Source organism: Paenibacillus haidiansis (assembly GCF_036553665.1).
Classification (GTDB): Bacteria; Bacillota; Bacilli; order Paenibacillales; family Paenibacillaceae; genus Fontibacillus; species Fontibacillus haidiansis.
Window position 1 is genome coordinate 110,716 of the sequence record NZ_JAZHPZ010000008.1, and the last position, 17,455, is coordinate 128,170.

Consider the following 17,455-nt stretch of genomic DNA (forward strand, 5'->3'; position numbering starts at 1 on the left):
GCGGTAAAGGCGGTTCAGCCTTACAGGGAGGTGGGCTAGCTGAGCAATTATTACAATCAGAAGAATAAAATCGATCTTGTGACAAAAGAAAGCATGAAAAATCTGAAGCGGTATAACCAGGCGATGACGGAGCTGCGGAAACAGACGGTCACGGTTTATGACTTGAGCGGGATCGCCATGATGAGCAAAAAGATGTGGGAAGCCGGCAGCGCCAGCGGCATGATGAACCGGAAGCTGGCCGATATGAGAGAGAAGGCCGCCGCCGCTGCGGCCACGGTAGGCACCGGCTTCAAAAAGGCTTTGAAGTGGGCCGGCCAGAATGTCGGGGACGGTGCAAAGGCGGCCGGCGCCAAGATCGCGAACTGGAGAGACGGACCGAAGCGGGTCGCGTTCGCCAATGCCGCATACGGCATGACCGGGAAGTCCCAAAATAAGCCGCCGAGGGGCATTAAAAAGCTGCGGGAAAGGGCCGGCGTCAAACCGGTTCAGCAATTGTCGGAAAACCGCAAGAAGCAGTTGTCTTCGGCAGTAAGCTCAGCGGGCAGTGTCCTCGGTTCGCTCAAGGATACGTCGCTGGAGGCGGCCAAGGAATTCAGCACGGCTATCGGTACGCTTCGCGCCTCTTCCATGGCGGCGCCGGGACAGATGGAGGGTATGATTCAATCGCTGCGCGAGCTCGGCGGTCAGGTGCCTCAGAAGCTGGATGAAGTCGCCAAAGTGATGGGCACGCTGAACGGGAAGGCGAAGCTCACGGGGGACGGCCTCAAAAATATGTCCAAAACGGTGCTCGACGCTTCGCGCCTGAGCGGAGCAAACAGCGCTGAAGCCGCCGAATCCGCCGCCAAGGTCATGCTCGCCTGGAAAAAGGAGGCCGGCGACGGAATCCTTATGATGGACCAGTTCTTTGCCGCCAGCAGGCAAAGCGGAGCGGGAATGGGTGATCTGCTGAAAAATATGGGACAGTTCGGCGTGCCGATGCAGCAGATGGGGCTCAATTTTGAGCAATCGATGGCCCTGATGGCCAAGTGGCAGAATGAAGGGCTGACACCGCTGCAGGATGCGATGCAAAAGGACTTGAGAGGGGAAGGCATCGGTTTTGCGGCGATCGCGAAACAAATCAAAGAGGCCGCCACCGAAACCGAAGCGGCTAAAAAGGCTGCCGCATTTTTTGGCGAACGGGTGAGCGGTGATATGGTAAAAGCCTTATGGCAAGGTAAGGTCGAATTAACCGGAGTGGTCGATGCGATGGGAAAAGCCCGAGGTGCGATTCAAACTCAAGCAGGCCAGGTGCAGACCTTCGGCGACAAGTGGGATATGCTGCAAAACCGGATTGCGATCGCTTTGGCACCGGTTGGAGAGCTGCTGCTTCCGGTAGGTCTGGCGATCGCTTCCGCCATTGAAATTTTAACCAGAAACGCGGATATCGCCCTGGCTGCCCTCGGCGCGGTAACCATCTTTCTGCTTGGCGTATACGGACCGGCCATGCTTGCTTCCGCCGCTGCCACGCTGGCCGCGTTCTGGCCGATCATCCTGATCGCCGTCCTGATCGGGGCCGCGGTGGCGGGGATCGCCTATTTGTTCAAGTACCATATGGATGAGATTATGGGCTACGTCAATGCGGTGACGGAGGAACTCTCCTCCCTGTTCAGCTTTTTCGACGACGACAAGACCGCCACGGTTCAAGTGCAGGGCAAAGCCGTGAATCAGGCGACAAATAACGGCGGCCCGCCGACAAGTAAATATCACGGCATGGACTATGTCCCTTATGACGGTATGGTAGCCCGTCTTCATAAAGGCGAGCGTATCATGACCGCCAGCGAGAACCGGGAATTCTCCCAAGGTGGCGGTGGCGGTGCGGGAGGTCCGATCTCGATTACGGGCAATACGTTCCACGTCCGCCAGGAATCCGATATCGATGCGATCGCCCGCGCGTTGGCCCGCGAGATTAAAGCGGCGGGAGGACTGATGGCATAATGGCATCCCTGCAATTTTGGCTCAAAACGATGGATGAGAAGGAATGGCTGCGGCTGCCTGTCAATCCGGAGCAAATTTCGGTCAAAAGCTCCCACGGCTACGATGACGTTCAGGTTACCGAGCTCGGCGAGTACACGGTGATCGGGGAGGCGGTGCTGAAAGAGTATTCGCTTTCTTCCTTTTTCCCGCGCGATTATCATCCCGGCTACTGCGAATACGAGGATTTTCCGGAGCCGTGGGAGATGGTAGACAAGATTGAACAGTGGAAGGAAGCGAAAAAACCCGTCCGCCTGACCATTACCGGCACCCCCATTGAAACCCCGGTCACCATCCGGTCCTTTCAATACAGCGAGCGTGCGGGAAGTCCGGGCGACGTTTATTTCGATCTGGAACTGAAGGAGTACAAGGAAGTCATATTCCGCCAGGTAGAAACCTCCGGATCGGGCAAGATGATGGTCATTACGGGGGAACATCGACCCGACGCCAAGGTCCCGCCCGCTTTCTATATCGTCGTTCGCGGAGACACATTGTGGAAAATCGCCCAGCGTACACTCGGGAACGGTGACAGGTGGAAGGAGATTTATGCGGCCAACGAAAAGACCATCGGAAAAAATCCGAACCGGATCGTCCCGGGTCAAAAGCTGGTGATTCCGTCATGAGCTGGAGCGTCGCGTACAAGGATCCGAAACAGAACGTGCAGCTGGATCCGATCGTCAAATCGGTGAACTGGTCCGGGGATATCAAGCAGGCGGCCCGCAAGCTTGTCGTGGAAATATCCAACACGCGAGACCTTCGTAAATTATTCATGACATTCGAAAAAGGTGCGGAGCTGAGGCTGATTCTGAACGGGAAACAGGAACTGTTTCGCGGCGTATTGTTCGCGGACCAGATCAACGCCAAGGGCCAAATGACTTTGACGGCTTACGACGAAAATATTTATTTGACCAAGAGCACGGATACGAAAATTTTCCGCGGCCAATCCGCTTCCGCCATTGTTAGTAAGCTGTGCAGCGAGTTTTCTATTCCTACAGGCGAAATTCAGGATACCGGTTACGTCATTCCGAAGCTCGTTTTTCGCGAGAAAACGCTTTTTGAAATGATGGTGACGGCGCTTACCGAAACCCAAAAGCAGAACGGACAGCATTTCTGGATCACTTCAAGGGAAGGGAAGCTGGAGCTTCGGGCCCGGAAGGAGCAGAAAGGAAAATGGGTACTGGAGAACGGAGTCAATGTGCTTGACGCCAGTTACTCCCAGTCGATCGAAGAGACCCGGACGCAGACCAAGGTCATTGGCGGAGATGGCGAAAAGAAGGAAATATCCGCTACCGCCAAAGACGGTGAACTGATCAAACGATTTGGGATCATGCAGCATCTGGAGAAGCCGGATAAAGATATGACACGCTCCCAAATGGAGCAAAGGGCGAAGCAATTGTTAAAAGACTTGGCCACCATCGAGGATGAGGCGCGGATCGAATGTCTTGGCATTTCCGATGTGGTTTCCGGCTCTTGCGTGTACGTCAGGGAAGCGGTAACGGGTATTCTCGGCGGGTATTACATTTCGTCCGACGAGCATCGTTTCGAGAACGGAAGCCACACGATGTCGTTGACATTATCGGCGACGGACGACATTCCGAAGATGGAATATAAGGAAGCGAAGGGGGCCAAGTAATGGAGCGCATTGAAGGCTCCGGTGCCAGTCAGCTCGTGCAGCTGATCCGGGCCATCGGATACAATTCGGACATTACTTTCGAGCTGGCCACGGTAACTGCCGCGCCGCCCGGACTGAGGATCAAGGTGGATCACATGAATGTGGAGCTGGAGGCTGATGACCTGATCGTGGCCCAGTCGTTGGCGAAGCATACGCGGACGGTGAATTTGACTAGCAGCAAGGCGGAGATTTCTTCAAAATCCATTAGTCAAACATCCGAATTGACCATATCGTCCGGAGAGGGAAGCATAACCAAATTTTTTTCCTTCGGCATGTCTTCCTCAACCTTTACGGCTAAAGAGACCGAACTTGAATTCACCGACGAACTCAAGGAAGGCGACCGCGTCATCGTTGCCGGCATCAACCAGGGGCAAACTTACATTATTTTCGATCGGGCGGTGATGTATTGATGACGTTATCTCCACTGCAAAACAGGGAAGAGCGGTTCGTAGAAGTGAAGCCGGTCCCGCTCCCCTCGCGGACCTATTTCCTCGATTTTGAAACGGGTCAAGTCGAAGAGAAGAGGATCGACGGCAAAGCCGCGATCGTTCAATCCATTCGCAAGGCGGTTTTAACCGCGCGGTACCGGTATCTCATATATAACAGTCAATACGGCTGTGAAATCGAAAGCTTGCTCGGCCAGGACATATCGCCTCAATTGCTCCACAGCGAGATTAAGCGAGTCATCAAGGAAGCGCTTATGGAGGATGACCGGATTCAAGCCGTGGAACAGTTCCAGATCGTCAGGGAGAACGACAGGCTGTTCGTTACGTTTACGGTTTTAACGGCCGAGGGAGTTATAGAACAGGAGGTGAGTATTTAACGTGTACGAAAATCAGACCAAAGAAGCCATCCTGGAGCGGATGCGGCAGGCCTCGCCGGAGGGGATTGATACGCGGCAGGGCTCCGTCACCTACGATTTGCTCTCGCCCGCCGCGATTGAGTTGGCGCATGCTTATATCGCCCTGGATCAAGTTCTGAAGTTTGGCTTTGCCGGCCCCGAGCAACCGTCGGAATTCCTGGATTTGCGGGCGGCCGAGTTCGGCGTTACCCGGCGGCCCAGCGTGAAAGCGTCCGGGGAGGTGGTGTTTACCGGGGACGACGGCACGGTAATTCCCGTGGGAACCTCCGTCTGCACGGACGAGGAAGAACCTATCGTTTTTGTGACGACCGAAGCCGGAATCATCAATCAGAGGACGGCAAAGCTCAAGGCTGAAGCGGTTACGGGCGGAATCCGGGGGAATGTGGATGCCGGACGGATCAAGCTCATGATGGGCAATTTATCGGGAGTCATTTCGGTGACCAACCCGCAGGAATTTGCGAACGGAGCGGAAACCGAGTCCGACGAATCGCTCCTGGGCAGGTATTTCGACCGTGTTCGAAGGCCCGCGACAAGCGGAAACGCCTGGCACTACCGCCAGTGGGCATTGGAAGTGCCAGGCGTGGGCGACGTAAAAGTATTCCCCACCTGGAAGGGGGGAGGGACCGTGAAGCTGTCGATCTTGTCGGAGGATAAACAAGAGCCCGATGACGAGATTATTGAAGAGGTTGCCAAGGCTGTGGGGGAGCGCCGCCCGCTCGGCGCGGAGGTCACCGTGAGTAAGGCCAAGGGAGTAGAAATCAACGTATCCGCCAGCCTTACCCTGGTACCGGGAGCCGATCTGGAAGAGATAAAAACATTGTTTCGAACCAATTTGAAAGAATTTCTCGCAGGCATCGCTTTTAAAACGAAGATTGTCTCCTTTATCCGAATCTTTGGTCTACTGCTGGATATCGAGCAGGTAGCCGATTTTAGCGATCTTCAGATTAACGGGGTCGGCGGCAATCTGGAAATGGAAGATGAGGAAGTAGCGATAGCGGGGACGGTGGATTTCGTTGTCAAGCAAAAGCTTTGAACTGGAACGCGATATCGGAAAGGATATGCCGGATTATTTACCGGGATACTATGTTCTTCAGGATATCGAAGGACGTCCGGGAATCGCCGGTAATTTAATATTCCAAGAAACCAAAGAATTGATCGGGCTTAACGAGCAAATTACAGATGTGCTCAAGCAATTCTTTATCGAGTACGCTACCTGGGGACTGGCGAAATGGGAGGCGATCTGCGGGATTACTGTCGATCCGGCCAAACCGGAGGAGCAGCGGCGCTCGGTTATTAAATCCAAGCTCCGGGGGGCGGGCACGGTCACGCTTGAAGTGATCAAGAACGTGGCGGACTCGTTCGAGAACGGAGAGATCAAGGTGGAAGAAAATTTCGCCGATTATCAAGTGGTGATTACGTTTATCGGCAAGCGGGGCAGGCCGCCGAACGAGCCGGACATGCGGAATGTACTGCGCGAAATCATCCCCGCTCACCTTGAGCTGGTGTTCAAATATACTTATTTGACATGGGAAGAGCTTGATGCCGCGAATTTGACATGGGGGGCGTTCGAGGCGCTGAGTATGACATGGGAACGGCTTGAGGTCTGGAAACCGACTAAATCTTAGGAAGGAGAGAACGGAAATGCCGAAGCCACTGCCGAGCGGGCTGAAAACATTCGAAGCCTCGGATACAGTGATGCGAGCCGCTCAGAATGAAAATATTGAAGCGACCGACGCGCTGTTTCATGCGTCAACAGGTCATCGACATACCGGGAAGGCCGGCGACGCTCCGCAAATCGGCAAGGAGGGACTTGCCAACGGGGCGGTCATCGCCGATAAGCTTGGGACGGGAGCGGTCGTCTCCGAGAAAATTGCGGACGGAGCCGTAAATGCCGCCAAGGTGGCCAAGGGCAGCATCGACCGCCAGCATTTGCGGCAAGGCGATCTTAGCTCCAATATTGCCAAATATAAAAAGGTCACGGTAACCGGCGGATTACTGACCGGTAATCCGACTACCCCGTATACGTTTCAATGGGGGAGCCCCGGGGACAATCATATGTGGGAGTTGGCGAAGGAAGCAGTTCTTCCCAAAGCGATCACCATAAACCTCGGAAAAGATTATCAAAGACTGGAAGGCTTCTCATTCGGTTCCTGGGTAGGATCCGACCTCACCACCGTACCCAAAGGGTTTTACGTGGAGGTCAGCAATGACGGTACGATATGGACGAAGGTATACGAACATACGGGAGCGGCTTATGCGCCCTTCACTTTTGTCGCTTTTGCCTCCGAAACGAACGGAACCTACGTTCGATTGACGGTCACGGAGCACGGCTCTTCCGGAAGAACGGCTATTTCTTGTTTGGCCGTTTACAGCAGATTCCATGGCAATACCGATCTGGATCCCCTGGAAGACGTTCGTTCCTGGGGGCTGAATGCCCGGGTGCAAGGGCTGATGATTATTCCCGAAGGCGAAATCAAGGACTTCGGCGGAGGCAAGCTCGGCATCTACAGAAGTCTTATTGTGATGAATCCGGCAGCCGGAACTTATTTCCGCGTAAACCCGGGAACCTACCAACTGCCGGAATGGGGATATCTATACGTCGATGTGCCGTATCGTCACGCGCAATGGCTCGATCCCAAAATAGGAACATGGGTTGACGGAGATCGAGGCTACGATAATAAGGACCGCATCGTAATCGCCCAGCGAAGCGGAAGCGAAGACATTTTTATGAACAGCACCATTAAGGCCAAGATCGCGGGAACATTCCCGGATGCGGATAAAGTGGACGGCATAGACTTTCGCACGAACAACGGGTATTTGGAGTTCAATGATGCAGAGAAGGGGTGGACGGCCGTGTCGGCAGTGAAAAGGGTGCAACGTGGGTATGTCCAGTTGTTTAATGATGGAACATGGCCGGATGGAGAAAGATACGTTGTTACAATAAATGCCGTTAACGTTGAGAAGTCGTTCATAAACGTGACCCAAACAGGATACACCAATGGTTCTCCCAAGTATAATGCGGGGATACGCGGTCAAATTCTGAATTCGACGCAAATTGAAATCGTGACGATGTTTACCTACGTCTTCGATCAACGGGCATCCTGGGAGGTGATCGAATATGTCTAGATATTATGCGCAACTAAACCGGGAGCAGCGGGTCATCGGGGTGAGCGATCTCGCCGGCGAAGTGGAGTCCGAAGGGCTGATCCCAATCGACGAGAAGCTATTCAATAATATGAACTTATTAAATATGAGGTACGTTGACGGGACATTTGTCGGATTCATCGCCGAATTTTCGGCGGATAAAGCCTCAATATTGTCCAACGGCAACGACATCATGACGCTTAAATTAAATGTGCTCGATTGGGAAGGCCGGCTCCAACAATCATTTAATGATCAGGTTCTCGTCGACGTAAACGGGATTGAACAATACGTGCAAGTGACAAAGGGAACCGCAGAGTTGACACTCAGCAGCGAGGAGCCGGGCGAATTTTTGGTCAGATCGGTTGGCATGGATAAAAATGCTGTCTTAAAGGTGGTGGTTACGGATGGCAACTAAGAAACCGCTCCCGAAAACAACGCATTTTCATATTCCGGCGGACCCGTTGAGAGTCAGATCCGAGGAGATTCGCGCGAAGTATAATAGCAGGAAAGCACAATTCCCTCAATCCGAAAAGGGCTTGGAAGACTCGGGAGTGACTTTGGAAACACTTTATGAAATGCTGTCGGACGTACTTGAGCGGCAGGAGATTCTGGAAAGCCGGATTAAACAAATAGGTTCCAACGGGCCAATTCAATAAGGACGACAGCAAGCAGCCAAGGAGGATGTTGAAGACGTTCGAAGCGAACGTCTTCTTTCTTTTTTGATATTGTCGAATTATTCGCCGGGAAATTCCGCCGGGCTATAGTATAATTAGATCACCAATTCGAAGAGGTGAATCTATGTTCGTAGCGGAGCTTGGCATTATGGATTATTTTGCGGAACAAAATATCGAGTTGTTTCTGGAACGTTTCAGATCTCTTGGTCCTCTGCCCGGGATTCTGCTCACCTTTCTGAAATCATTCATCCCGCCGCTGCCCACCATCGTGATCGTCGGCGCCAATGCCGCCATCTACGGGATGTGGCCGGGATTTATATATTCGTGGCTTGGCCTCGTATCCGGGAGCCTGCTGACATTCCTCATTATCCGGAAAGTGGCGGGAGCGCCGTTCATGCAGCGCTGGGCGCTTAAACCCAAGGTGCAAAAGGCGATGGTCTGGGCCCGCAAGAACGGTTTCAGCTTCGTCTTCCTGCTCAGTATGCTGCCGGTCGGACCGTTCGTCGTCATCAATATGGCCGCGGGCCTGACGCGAATGCCGATAGCGTCGTTCGCGGCGGCCGTAACGTTGGGCAAGGCGGTCATGGTGTTTTGCGTCTCTTATATCGGGACGCACCTGTCCGATTTCGTGGAGCAGCCGCTCAAGCTGCTCGGCGTCGCCTTGTTTATCTCCGCGTCCCTGTGGCTGAACCGGAAGCTGCAGAGCTATTTCACATCGGCCGGCACCGTGGCCGAGCCGGCCGAGTAGACCGGCCGTACCGCCGGGATTTTAGCGCCGGTACAGCGCCGCGATCGCGGCCGCCTCGTCCCGGAGCCGTTCCCGCAGCTCCGGCGGGCCGAGCGCCTCGGCTTCGCCGCCGCAGGCGAGCAGGATTTCACACGCCGATTCCAGCGTGTGAAATTCGATGACGGCCCGGACCCATCCGGCCGGGCCGTCATCGCACGGCTCCGCGTGCAGCACCTTGGCGTAGCGCTCCCGCTGCAAGCGGGAGAGCCGCCGTTCGGCGATGCGCACCTGCGCGGGATAGCGGGGCAGCCGCGATTTGAACTCCGCGGTCGACCGCTCCCAGTACTCGCCCAGGCAGAAGCCGGGCGGGCGCCGAAAGACCTCGTCCAGCACCCTGGCTTCGGTCAGCCGGGAGATGCGGAAGGTTTTTAGTTCTCCGCCTTCTTCCGCTACCAGGTACCAGACATTTCGCTTGGCGACCAGGCCGAGCGGATGAACCGTCCGCCTCGGGCTGCTGCCCGGATCTTTCTCTTTCTCCTCCGATTTTTTGTAGCGCATCTCCAGCTTCCGCCCGCTCCACACCGCTTCCTGTACGGTAGCCAGCCAAGGGAAGGTTTCATTCGAAGCATGCCAGCCGGCTCCGTCGATATGCAGGCGCTCCCTGATCAATTCGGCATCTTGCCGGACCGATGCGGGAGAAGAGGCCAGTAATTTCTGGTAGGCCGTCTCGAAGTGCCCCGGTTTGATGCCCAGCTCCCCAAGCATAGCGCTATGCCGGGTTAGCAGCAGCGATAAGATTTCTTCCTGATTCATTCCGGTCAGACTCGTCCGGTAATTCTCCGCCAGCATCCACCCGCCCGACGGCCCCCGCTCCGCATAGACCGGGATGCCCGCCGCGCTCAGCGCGTCCATATCCCGCACGATGGTCCGCTCCGACACTTCCAGCTTCTCCGCCAGGCTGCGGGAGCTTAATTTTCCTTCGTTTTGCAGCAGCAGCAAAATAGACAACAGCCGGTCCGCCCGCATGATGGATCACTCCCCGTAAGTTGCAAATCTTAGCTTCATTTTATCATTTATATAAGACAATAGATGTCATATTTGGCTGATAAACTGGGGATATATTTTGGAAGTGAATCCAGGGAGGATGATGAAAGATGGAAACGAACCATTCGAAGCCATTGAGCGGGAAAATTGCCGTAGTGGCAGGGGCCACACGGGGAGCGGGGCGAGGCATCGCCGTCATGCTGGGAGCCGCCGGAGCGACCGTCTATTGCACGGGGCGCAGCGTCCGCGGCCATGCTTCGGACCTGGACCGGACCGAGACGATCGATGAAACCGCGGAGATGGTCACCGCCCGCGGCGGCGTCGGCATCCCGGTCCGCACGGACCATACCCGGGAGGAAGAGGTAAAGGCGCTGTTCGAACGGATAGCGGAAGAGCAGAAGGGACAGCTCGATATTTTGATCAACGACATATGGGGCGGCGAGGCACTGACGCATTGGGGCACGCCGTTCTGGGAGCAGCCGCTTGGCGACGGCCTGCTGATGCAGGAACGGGCGGTGAAGACCCATCTGATTACAAGCTACTATGGGGTTCCCTTAATGTTGAAACGGAGACAGGGGCTTGTCATTGAGATCACCGACGGTTCCACTTACAATTACCGCGGCAATCTCTACTATAGCCTCGCCAAAATTTCGCCGATTCACCTGGCGGCGGCTATGGCTAAGGAACTCCGGCCCTTTAATGTCACCGCTTTGGCGGTAACCCCGGGATTTCTGCGTTCCGAGCAGATGCTGGAGCATTTCGGCGTCCGTGAAGAAAATTGGCGGGATGCCGTGGCCCAGGAGCCTCATTATATCGAGTCGGAGACGCCTTATTTTGTCGGCCAGGCGGTCGCGGCGCTTGTGGCCGATCCGAACGTGCACGAAAAATCGGGACGTGCGTTCACGAGCTGGGATTTGTCCGACGAATACGGCTTCAGCGACATCGACGGCCGGCGCCCGCATTGGGGCAACTATGCGAAAAAGCACGGATTGCCGATTACCTGAAGCGGCCGTCCTCAAAAGTAAGGCAGGCGCCTCTCACTACGGAGAGCGCCTGCCTTTTTTTAGCTAGAACCGCGTATTTTGTTCTTGTGCGATATTCCTTTCAAAGGCCACGATCCAGTCACCCTGCACAGCAGCGTATCCGGTATCGCCTTCAACGACCAGACCGTACAGATTTTTGACGTCCAAATATTCTTTCCGTTCTCCATTCTCGAACTCCAGCGTGATGTAATAGTAAGTGTGCGAGGAACTGCCGACGGAGTTGTTGGGGCCGTGATTCGTGCGGTGCCGCAGGTCCATGCGTTTGGCGACCACCCGGGCATAGTGGGAAGTTCGTGGTGAACCGGCATTTTTCGCATAGCGGACACCTCTGCCGATGACCGATATAATGACGATCACGAATACAATAACGATTAAAATCGGCACAAGGGTAAACATAAAATCGAAACCTCCACCGAACGGGGAAGCGCTGAATCCGTCCATTTTTCTCCTCCTTATTATGTATTGCCTTCAAACAGTACGAGCACCGCTTCCGGGTCCTGTAATGAATTCTACGCAAGCGGCGTTGTTTTTGTTTCAATGATATCATAGATAACAATTGCCGATACTTTGTTCCGGGATTATATTAATAACAAATGTACTTTTTTAAATGAGAAAATAGATGAGGAGAACAGGATGATCAAACAAGCGAAGAAAGGCCCCGCATTGATCCGGGAGGTAGTGGATACCGACGTTCCTTTCGGTACCTTGGCTATTTGGTTCCTCGGACAGGAAAGCGTTATCATTAAAGGCGATGGAGTCACGATTTATATCGATCCGTATGTTTCGGATTATTTGGAGAAAAATGAAGGGGCGGTACGTACTTATCCCGCACCGATTGTACCGGAGGACATTACGGGGGCGGACCTGTGCCTGATTACGCACGATCATGGAGATCATTTGGACCGGGGGACGCTGCCTGTCTTTCACCGGCAAAACCCGGACGCCCTCATTATGGGACCGGCCTGCTGCATACCGCTCCTGACCGGACTGGGGATCGCCGAGCGTCAAATTGTCGAAGCGGAGGAAGGGAAACACGGATTCTTCTCCAAAGTATCGATTACGCCGGTGCCCGCGGCACATGAGCAACTGGATAAAGATAACGAAGGAAAATATCGTTATACCGGGTACCTCATCGAATTGAACGGAGTCAAGCTGTATCATGCGGGCGATACGGTCGTTTATCCCGGGCTGGTTGAGAGCTTAAGCGCCGTCAAGCCCGATATCGCCCTGCTTCCGATTAATGGCCGGGATTATTTCCGCGGAGAGAGCGGATTAATCGGGAACATGAATTATCGCGAGGCCGCTGAACTGGCGGTGAGAATCGGCGCGGATACCGTTGTTCCGCTCCATTATGACGTATTCATGGGCAATACGGAGAAGCCCGGTTATTTCGTAGACTATCTTTATGAGCATTATCCCGAGCAGAAATGCCATGTCATGGCCCGGGGAGAGCGGTTCGTGTACGTTTCCGGGCAGGCATTCATGACGCGCCTGTAAGCCCGGAGCGATTTCTTGCCCGAGACGCTGGTACAGGCGGGGATATACGATATCGATTCAAAAAACCGCGAGAAGGTCTTGGAACCTTCTCGCGGTTTTTCTATGAGGATATGCCCGGTATGTCCGTTAAATAGCTTACAAACAAAGGGTTACAGGCTCCAGGTGGGAATGAGACACATACTCCCCGGCGAATTGTTCCTTCAAGATTTCAATGCTTTTTCTGCTAATGGCTTCAATGTTCTGCGCGACATAGGGAACCCCGGGCAAATCGGGAGGGTCAAACGTTACGAGTTCAATCTCGTCCAATAGATTATTCGTCCTTAAGTAAGCGTGGACGATATGGGCAAGTTTCACATTGACCGTGAAAATCGCAGTTATCGTGTCCTTGTCTTTAAGAAAAGCCGCAATCTCTTCATCGGCCCCGTTCTGCTGGAGCGTATTCAAACTCACCAGGCACCACAGATTTTTATCAATGGGCAATTGATGTTCCATAAAAGCCTTCTCATAACCGATGGCCCGATCCTCTGTAACCGAATTCGTGATTTCGGGGGAGATATAAGCGATATGCCGATGCCCCTTTTTTAATAAATATTCGATGGCCTCAAACGTTCCTGTTACATTGTCGGAGACTACATGGGCGACCCGAATATTTTTGAAGAAGCGGTCGATAAGCACAACCGGAAACTTGTCAAAGGACAGTTGGATGATGGATTCATTATAGTTCTCCGCTTCTGTCGGAAAAACGATTAAACCCTGGATGCCCAGTTCCATTAACTCTCTGATGGACTGCGTTTCTCTTGCCGCGGATTCCCGTGTAATGCGCAGCAGAATTTGAAAGCCTTCCTCATAGGCATATTGTTCAATATAGTTTAGCAATTGCTGATCGATCCGGGTTTTCATGCTGGGAAAAATAACTCCGATCAAAACGGGCTTAGCCATCGCAGGGCGCAATTGAGAGGAACGGTCTGATACGAAGGATCCCTTCCCCTGAATACGCTCGATCCATCCTTCTTCCGCAAGACCGATAAGCGCGTTTTTGGTTGTAATTTGGCTGACGCAATATATTTTCGACAGTTCCTTCTCCGACCCGACCCGGTCTCCCGGACGAAGTATGCCCAGCTTGATTTGTTCTTTGATCTTTTCTTGGATTTGCTTATACAAAGGTTGCTCTTTCATATGGAATGATCACACCTATAATATATTTTTATACTAACTGAATTATATAGATTGAATCATATAAAGTCTACATGCTAATTTGTAGATGTTAGTATAATGATTTGCAAAGATATAGGCACCGTAATTAATAAAAGATTGAGGATATCTAAAACTTTATACTTTATTTAGTATATATATTTCGACAAAAGTATATTAGTATATCTTATGTAATTCAACTGAATCCAAGAGATGTTCTTGTTCTTCACACGTTGTGATGAAAGGGGAGGAGAAGATTCGCCGTTAAAAAAGCTGAACGAAATAATACGGTTGCAGAAAGTGAAAGCGTTATCCAAAGAGGAATGAAGGTGGATTTTTCATGAAGCGAGACACGGTGGTTGTCAAAAGACTATCTGACAGAGCATTACCCTATATATTTATAGGACCTGCCGTCATACTCATCACGTTATTGGCCATTGTGCCGTTGTTTTACTCCCTTTATATAAGTCTGTTGAATTATAACCTATCTTTGCCCAATACGATGATCAAGATGACCGGGCTGGACAATTACAAATATATGTTGACCAACGGTCCTTTTTTGAAATCGATCGGTTGGACGCTGGTCTTGACCTTCTTTACAGTCGTGCTGAATGTGGTGCTGGGGATGATCCTTGCGCTAATTCTTAACAATGAGAAGGTAAGCAAAAGAACAAAGATTTTCAAGAGCCTGTTCATTCTGCCTATGATGCTGGCTCCCGTCGTTTCAACCACCATGTGGAAAATCATGTTTGGCGCCATTTACGGCCCTATCAATTATCTTATGGAAACGCTAGGGTTGCAAGCGGTTGCCTGGACGGGGGAAACACTGCCGGCGAAAATCGCGGTCATCATTATCGATGTCTGGGGGGCAACGCCGTTCTGTATGTTAATCCTGATCGCCGCCCTGCAGACCGTCCCGAAGGATATTTATGAAAGTGCATTCATAGACGGGGCCAATCGCGTTAAAGTCTTTTTTAAGATCACCCTTCCCCTGATCCGGAATTTCATTGCGCTTGTCGTTTCCTTACGGGTCATGGATGCATTGAAAATATTCGATTCCATCATGATTTTGACCGATGGCGGACCCGGAGACTCGACCGAAACGATGGGAACGATGATATACAAGACCGCTTTCCGGTATATGAATGTGGGCGCCGGTTCGGCCGGAGCGATGATTTTCTTTGTCATTATTATTGTGGTTTCACTAATATTCCTGAAATTAATCCGAAATGATCGGCAGTAGCAAGGGGGGAGAAAATATGAAAAAACATAATGCCGAAAAATTCGCACTCTACTTGCTGCTTGTTCTGTTCGTCATCGCATTCTTGTTCCCCATTTATTGGGCGGTTACGACATCATTCAAAACAGCCGGTCAAATCATGAAGGTTCCGCCGGAATTCTTTCCTTCCAGCTGGACCTTGCAGAATTATGTCGAGGTATTTACGAAGCATCAGATCGGTACGTATTTTATCAACAGCCTGGTCGTTGCTGTCACCACTACATTATGCGGTATTATCGTAGGCACCTTTGCCGGTTATGGATTTTCGCGTTTTAAGTTCATGGGCCGGACCTTTTGGCAGTACGCCATTATTGTGATGCGGATGGTTCCCGGGCTGGTGTTTATTATTCCGTACTATATTATTTTTCAAAAAATCGGGATACTGGATACCTTGTTCGGGCTCATTATCGTGTATACCACCGCTGCGCTTCCGCTGGCGATCTGGTTGTTTATGGGATTCTTTGACGAATTGCCGACCGAGATGTTCGAGGCGGCCAAGATCGACGGCTGCAGCGAGTTCGGCACTTACTGGAGAATCGCGCTTCCGCTTATCGTTCCGGGGATTGTGGTGGCTGCGATCCTCGTGTTCCTGGCCGCGTACAATGAATTCAGCCTGTCGCTCGTCCTGATCTTTACGGATCGGAACAAAACGCTTCCGCTCGGGATCAGCGGCATGATCCAATTGCAAAAGGATACACCATTCGGTACTCTGGCCGCGGCCGGAACGATCGCCTTCATCCCGGCGCTTATTCTCGCGTTGACGACACAGAAATACGTGCAGGCGGGAATTACGGCCGGCGCGGTAAAGGGTTAAAAATTACGGGTCAGACGGCCTGTTCCATTTCAAGATTTCGGGAGGTTATATATCATGAAGAAAAAATTCCATATCGTGCTCTTATGCGTTTTGACATTAACTTTCGTGTTAAGTGCATGTGGTTCCAAAAGCGCCGAATCCGGCAACACTGCTAAACCGGAAGGCGAATTCAAGGAAGTAAATGTGGAGGCTCCGGATGTGCTCGGGATTAAATTGACCGACTTGAACGGCGGCGGAACGCTCGGCGGCCAATATAAAGGCCAAAAGATCGTGGTTGCCACGCGGACGGGCGATTTTGCGGATGCATTGAAGAATGCCGCGAAATATTTTGAACAGGCCTCCGGTGCCACGGTTGAAATTCAGAGCTTTCCGGCCGGAAACGACATCGAGAAAATTCAATTGGATTTGAATACCGGCCATCATTTCGATGCGGTGCTCATGCCGGTCGCCAATGTTCACGGCTATGCGGAGGGCGGTCTTATTCAGGACTTGCAGCCGTACATTAATTCGGTTGCCAGCCCGAACCTCGATCTTGAGGATTTCATTCCAAGCTTATTGAAGAGCTACGGTCTCTACAAAGGAAGAATGGTGGCATTCCCTTACAAGCCGGACTCGCAATTGTTTTTCTACCGCAAGGACCTGTTCGAAGATCCGGAAATTCAAAAGCAGTATAAGGAAAAGACGGGCAAGGATCTGGTCGTTCCGACTTCTGTCGAGGACTTCCTCTCGGTCGCCGAGTTCTTTACGCAAAAGTATAATCCCGATTCTCCGACCAAATACGGTTATAGCTCCATGGCATCCAAAACAAACAGCCGCTTAGTTTGGCAGAATCGTTTGGCAGCTTACGGCGGGAAGGATGTCGATGAGAACTTCAAACCCGCATTCAACAACGAAGCCGGACTGAAGGCGATGCAAACCATGCTTGATCTGAAGAAGTTCGCGCCCGACGAGTGGCTGCAATTGGGATGGGATGAAGCCAACGCCTTGTTCGCAAGCGGAGAGGTTGCCATGATGGAGCAATGGCCGGGATTGTATAGCTCCATTGAAAGCGACCAGTCTAAAGTCAAAGGCAAGGTTGGGTTTGGCGTGACGCCGGGCGGTGCCCCTACGATGGGCGGCTGGGCCATTGCGATGACGAACACGGCGAAGAACCCGGAAGCGACCTACAAATTCCTTGAGTACGTAACATCCAAGGATGGAGAATTATTAAAAATCAACAATACGATGGACCCGACCCGGACATCCAACTACAACCGTCCTGAGGTGCTGGCATCGAATCCGATGTATCCGGCACTGCTTGATTCGTTGTCGGCAGCCCAGATCCTGGTCGATCCGGATGTTCCGTTCGTTTCCGCCAAGCTGAACGATATTATGGAAAACGCCATCCAGGGCGTATTAAGGGGAGAGCTGGATCCGCAAGCAGCGCTCGATGAAATGGAACAGAGCTTTATTAAAGAAATCAAAGCCGTCGGTTTGAGTCTTTGAATGAGTGAACGAG

19 protein-coding genes are annotated in these 17,455 nt (G+C 52.4%); 16 read left to right on the forward strand and 3 right to left on the reverse strand.

The window, feature by feature from the left end; all coding sequences use genetic code 11:
• Nucleotides 1-93 precede the first annotated feature (93 nt).
• The 11 genes from V3851_RS16695 (at nucleotide 94) to V3851_RS16745 (ending at nucleotide 9,110) form a co-directional block, all read left to right on the forward strand.
• Nucleotides 94-1,974 carry a phage tail tape measure protein gene (locus V3851_RS16695; RefSeq protein ID WP_331847687.1) on the forward strand — a complete coding sequence of 627 codons (1,881 nt, stop codon included), beginning with the start codon at nucleotides 94-96 and terminating at the stop codon, nucleotides 1,972-1,974.
• Entirely contained in the window at nucleotides 1,974-2,633 is a 660-nt protein-coding gene (locus V3851_RS16700; RefSeq protein ID WP_331847688.1) for a LysM peptidoglycan-binding domain-containing protein, read from the forward strand. Before V3851_RS16695 ends, V3851_RS16700 begins: the two co-directional genes overlap by 1 nt.
• Complete coding sequence (locus tag V3851_RS16705; protein ID WP_331847689.1) at nucleotides 2,630-3,643, forward strand: XkdQ/YqbQ family protein; 1,014 nt, start codon at nucleotides 2,630-2,632, stop codon at nucleotides 3,641-3,643. The genes V3851_RS16700 and V3851_RS16705 overlap by 4 nt, the downstream gene beginning before the upstream one ends.
• Nucleotides 3,643-4,092, forward strand: coding sequence for a DUF2577 family protein (locus V3851_RS16710; RefSeq protein WP_331847690.1), 450 nt, complete (start codon nucleotides 3,643-3,645; stop codon nucleotides 4,090-4,092). The genes V3851_RS16705 and V3851_RS16710 overlap by 1 nt, the downstream gene beginning before the upstream one ends.
• On the forward strand, nucleotides 4,092-4,505 hold the full coding sequence (locus tag V3851_RS16715; RefSeq protein WP_331847691.1) for a DUF2634 domain-containing protein: 414 nt from the start codon (nucleotides 4,092-4,094) through the stop codon (nucleotides 4,503-4,505). The genes V3851_RS16710 and V3851_RS16715 overlap by 1 nt, the downstream gene beginning before the upstream one ends.
• Before the next feature lies 1 nt (nucleotide 4,506).
• Nucleotides 4,507-5,577, forward strand: coding sequence for a baseplate J/gp47 family protein (locus V3851_RS16720; protein WP_331847692.1), 1,071 nt, complete (start codon nucleotides 4,507-4,509; stop codon nucleotides 5,575-5,577).
• A complete protein-coding gene (locus V3851_RS16725) occupies nucleotides 5,558-6,169 on the forward strand; it encodes a putative phage tail protein (protein ID WP_331847693.1) in 612 nt (203 codons plus the stop codon). The genes V3851_RS16720 and V3851_RS16725 overlap by 20 nt, the downstream gene beginning before the upstream one ends.
• 16 nt (nucleotides 6,170-6,185) lie before the next feature.
• Nucleotides 6,186-7,670: a discoidin domain-containing protein gene (locus V3851_RS16730; RefSeq protein WP_331847694.1), complete on the forward strand. Its 1,485-nt coding sequence runs from the start codon at nucleotides 6,186-6,188 to the stop codon at nucleotides 7,668-7,670.
• A complete protein-coding gene (locus V3851_RS16735) occupies nucleotides 7,663-8,103 on the forward strand; it encodes an Ig-like domain-containing protein (protein ID WP_331847695.1) in 441 nt (146 codons plus the stop codon). Before V3851_RS16730 ends, V3851_RS16735 begins: the two co-directional genes overlap by 8 nt.
• A complete protein-coding gene (locus tag V3851_RS16740; protein ID WP_331847696.1) occupies nucleotides 8,093-8,344 on the forward strand; it encodes a hypothetical protein in 252 nt (83 codons plus the stop codon). Before V3851_RS16735 ends, V3851_RS16740 begins: the two co-directional genes overlap by 11 nt.
• Nucleotides 8,345-8,486: 142 nt before the next feature.
• The gene (locus V3851_RS16745) at nucleotides 8,487-9,110 is read left to right on the forward strand and encodes a TVP38/TMEM64 family protein (protein WP_331847697.1); all 624 of its coding nucleotides are present in this window, start codon (nucleotides 8,487-8,489) and stop codon (nucleotides 9,108-9,110) included.
• Between the two features lie 21 nt (nucleotides 9,111-9,131).
• On the opposite strand, the gene V3851_RS16750 is transcribed toward V3851_RS16745, so the two are convergent.
• Nucleotides 9,132-10,115 (reverse strand): helix-turn-helix transcriptional regulator, encoded by a 984-nt coding sequence (locus V3851_RS16750; RefSeq protein WP_331847698.1) that lies wholly within the window; start codon nucleotides 10,113-10,115, stop codon nucleotides 9,132-9,134.
• Nucleotides 10,116-10,243: 128 nt separating this feature from the next.
• Between V3851_RS16750 and V3851_RS16755 the strand changes: the two genes are divergently transcribed.
• Nucleotides 10,244-11,137 (forward strand): SDR family oxidoreductase, encoded by an 894-nt coding sequence (locus V3851_RS16755; protein WP_331847699.1) that lies wholly within the window; start codon nucleotides 10,244-10,246, stop codon nucleotides 11,135-11,137.
• Nucleotides 11,138-11,200: 63 nt separating this feature from the next.
• On the opposite strand, the gene V3851_RS16760 is transcribed toward V3851_RS16755, so the two are convergent.
• The gene (locus tag V3851_RS16760; RefSeq protein WP_331847700.1) at nucleotides 11,201-11,617 is read right to left on the reverse strand and encodes a DUF2500 domain-containing protein; all 417 of its coding nucleotides are present in this window, start codon (nucleotides 11,615-11,617) and stop codon (nucleotides 11,201-11,203) included.
• A 192-nt stretch (nucleotides 11,618-11,809) separates the two neighbouring features.
• Here V3851_RS16760 and V3851_RS16765 point away from each other — a divergent pair, with 192 nt between their 5' ends.
• Nucleotides 11,810-12,673: an MBL fold metallo-hydrolase gene (locus V3851_RS16765; protein ID WP_331847701.1), complete on the forward strand. Its 864-nt coding sequence runs from the start codon at nucleotides 11,810-11,812 to the stop codon at nucleotides 12,671-12,673.
• Nucleotides 12,674-12,808: 135 nt separating this feature from the next.
• On the opposite strand, the gene V3851_RS16770 is transcribed toward V3851_RS16765, so the two are convergent.
• Entirely contained in the window at nucleotides 12,809-13,849 is a 1,041-nt protein-coding gene (locus tag V3851_RS16770; protein WP_331847702.1) for a GntR family transcriptional regulator, read from the reverse strand.
• 355 nt (nucleotides 13,850-14,204) lie between these two features.
• Between V3851_RS16770 and V3851_RS16775 the strand changes: the two genes are divergently transcribed.
• The 3 genes from V3851_RS16775 to V3851_RS16785 are packed head-to-tail and all read left to right on the forward strand — an operon-like array spanning nucleotide 14,205 to nucleotide 17,442.
• Nucleotides 14,205-15,107: a carbohydrate ABC transporter permease gene (locus tag V3851_RS16775; RefSeq protein ID WP_331847703.1), complete on the forward strand. Its 903-nt coding sequence runs from the start codon at nucleotides 14,205-14,207 to the stop codon at nucleotides 15,105-15,107.
• A gap of 16 nt (nucleotides 15,108-15,123) precedes the next feature.
• A complete protein-coding gene (locus V3851_RS16780) occupies nucleotides 15,124-15,957 on the forward strand; it encodes a carbohydrate ABC transporter permease (RefSeq protein ID WP_331847704.1) in 834 nt (277 codons plus the stop codon).
• A 54-nt stretch (nucleotides 15,958-16,011) separates the two neighbouring features.
• Complete coding sequence (locus tag V3851_RS16785; protein ID WP_331847705.1) at nucleotides 16,012-17,442, forward strand: ABC transporter substrate-binding protein; 1,431 nt, start codon at nucleotides 16,012-16,014, stop codon at nucleotides 17,440-17,442.
• Nucleotides 17,443-17,455: the final 13 nt, after the last annotated feature.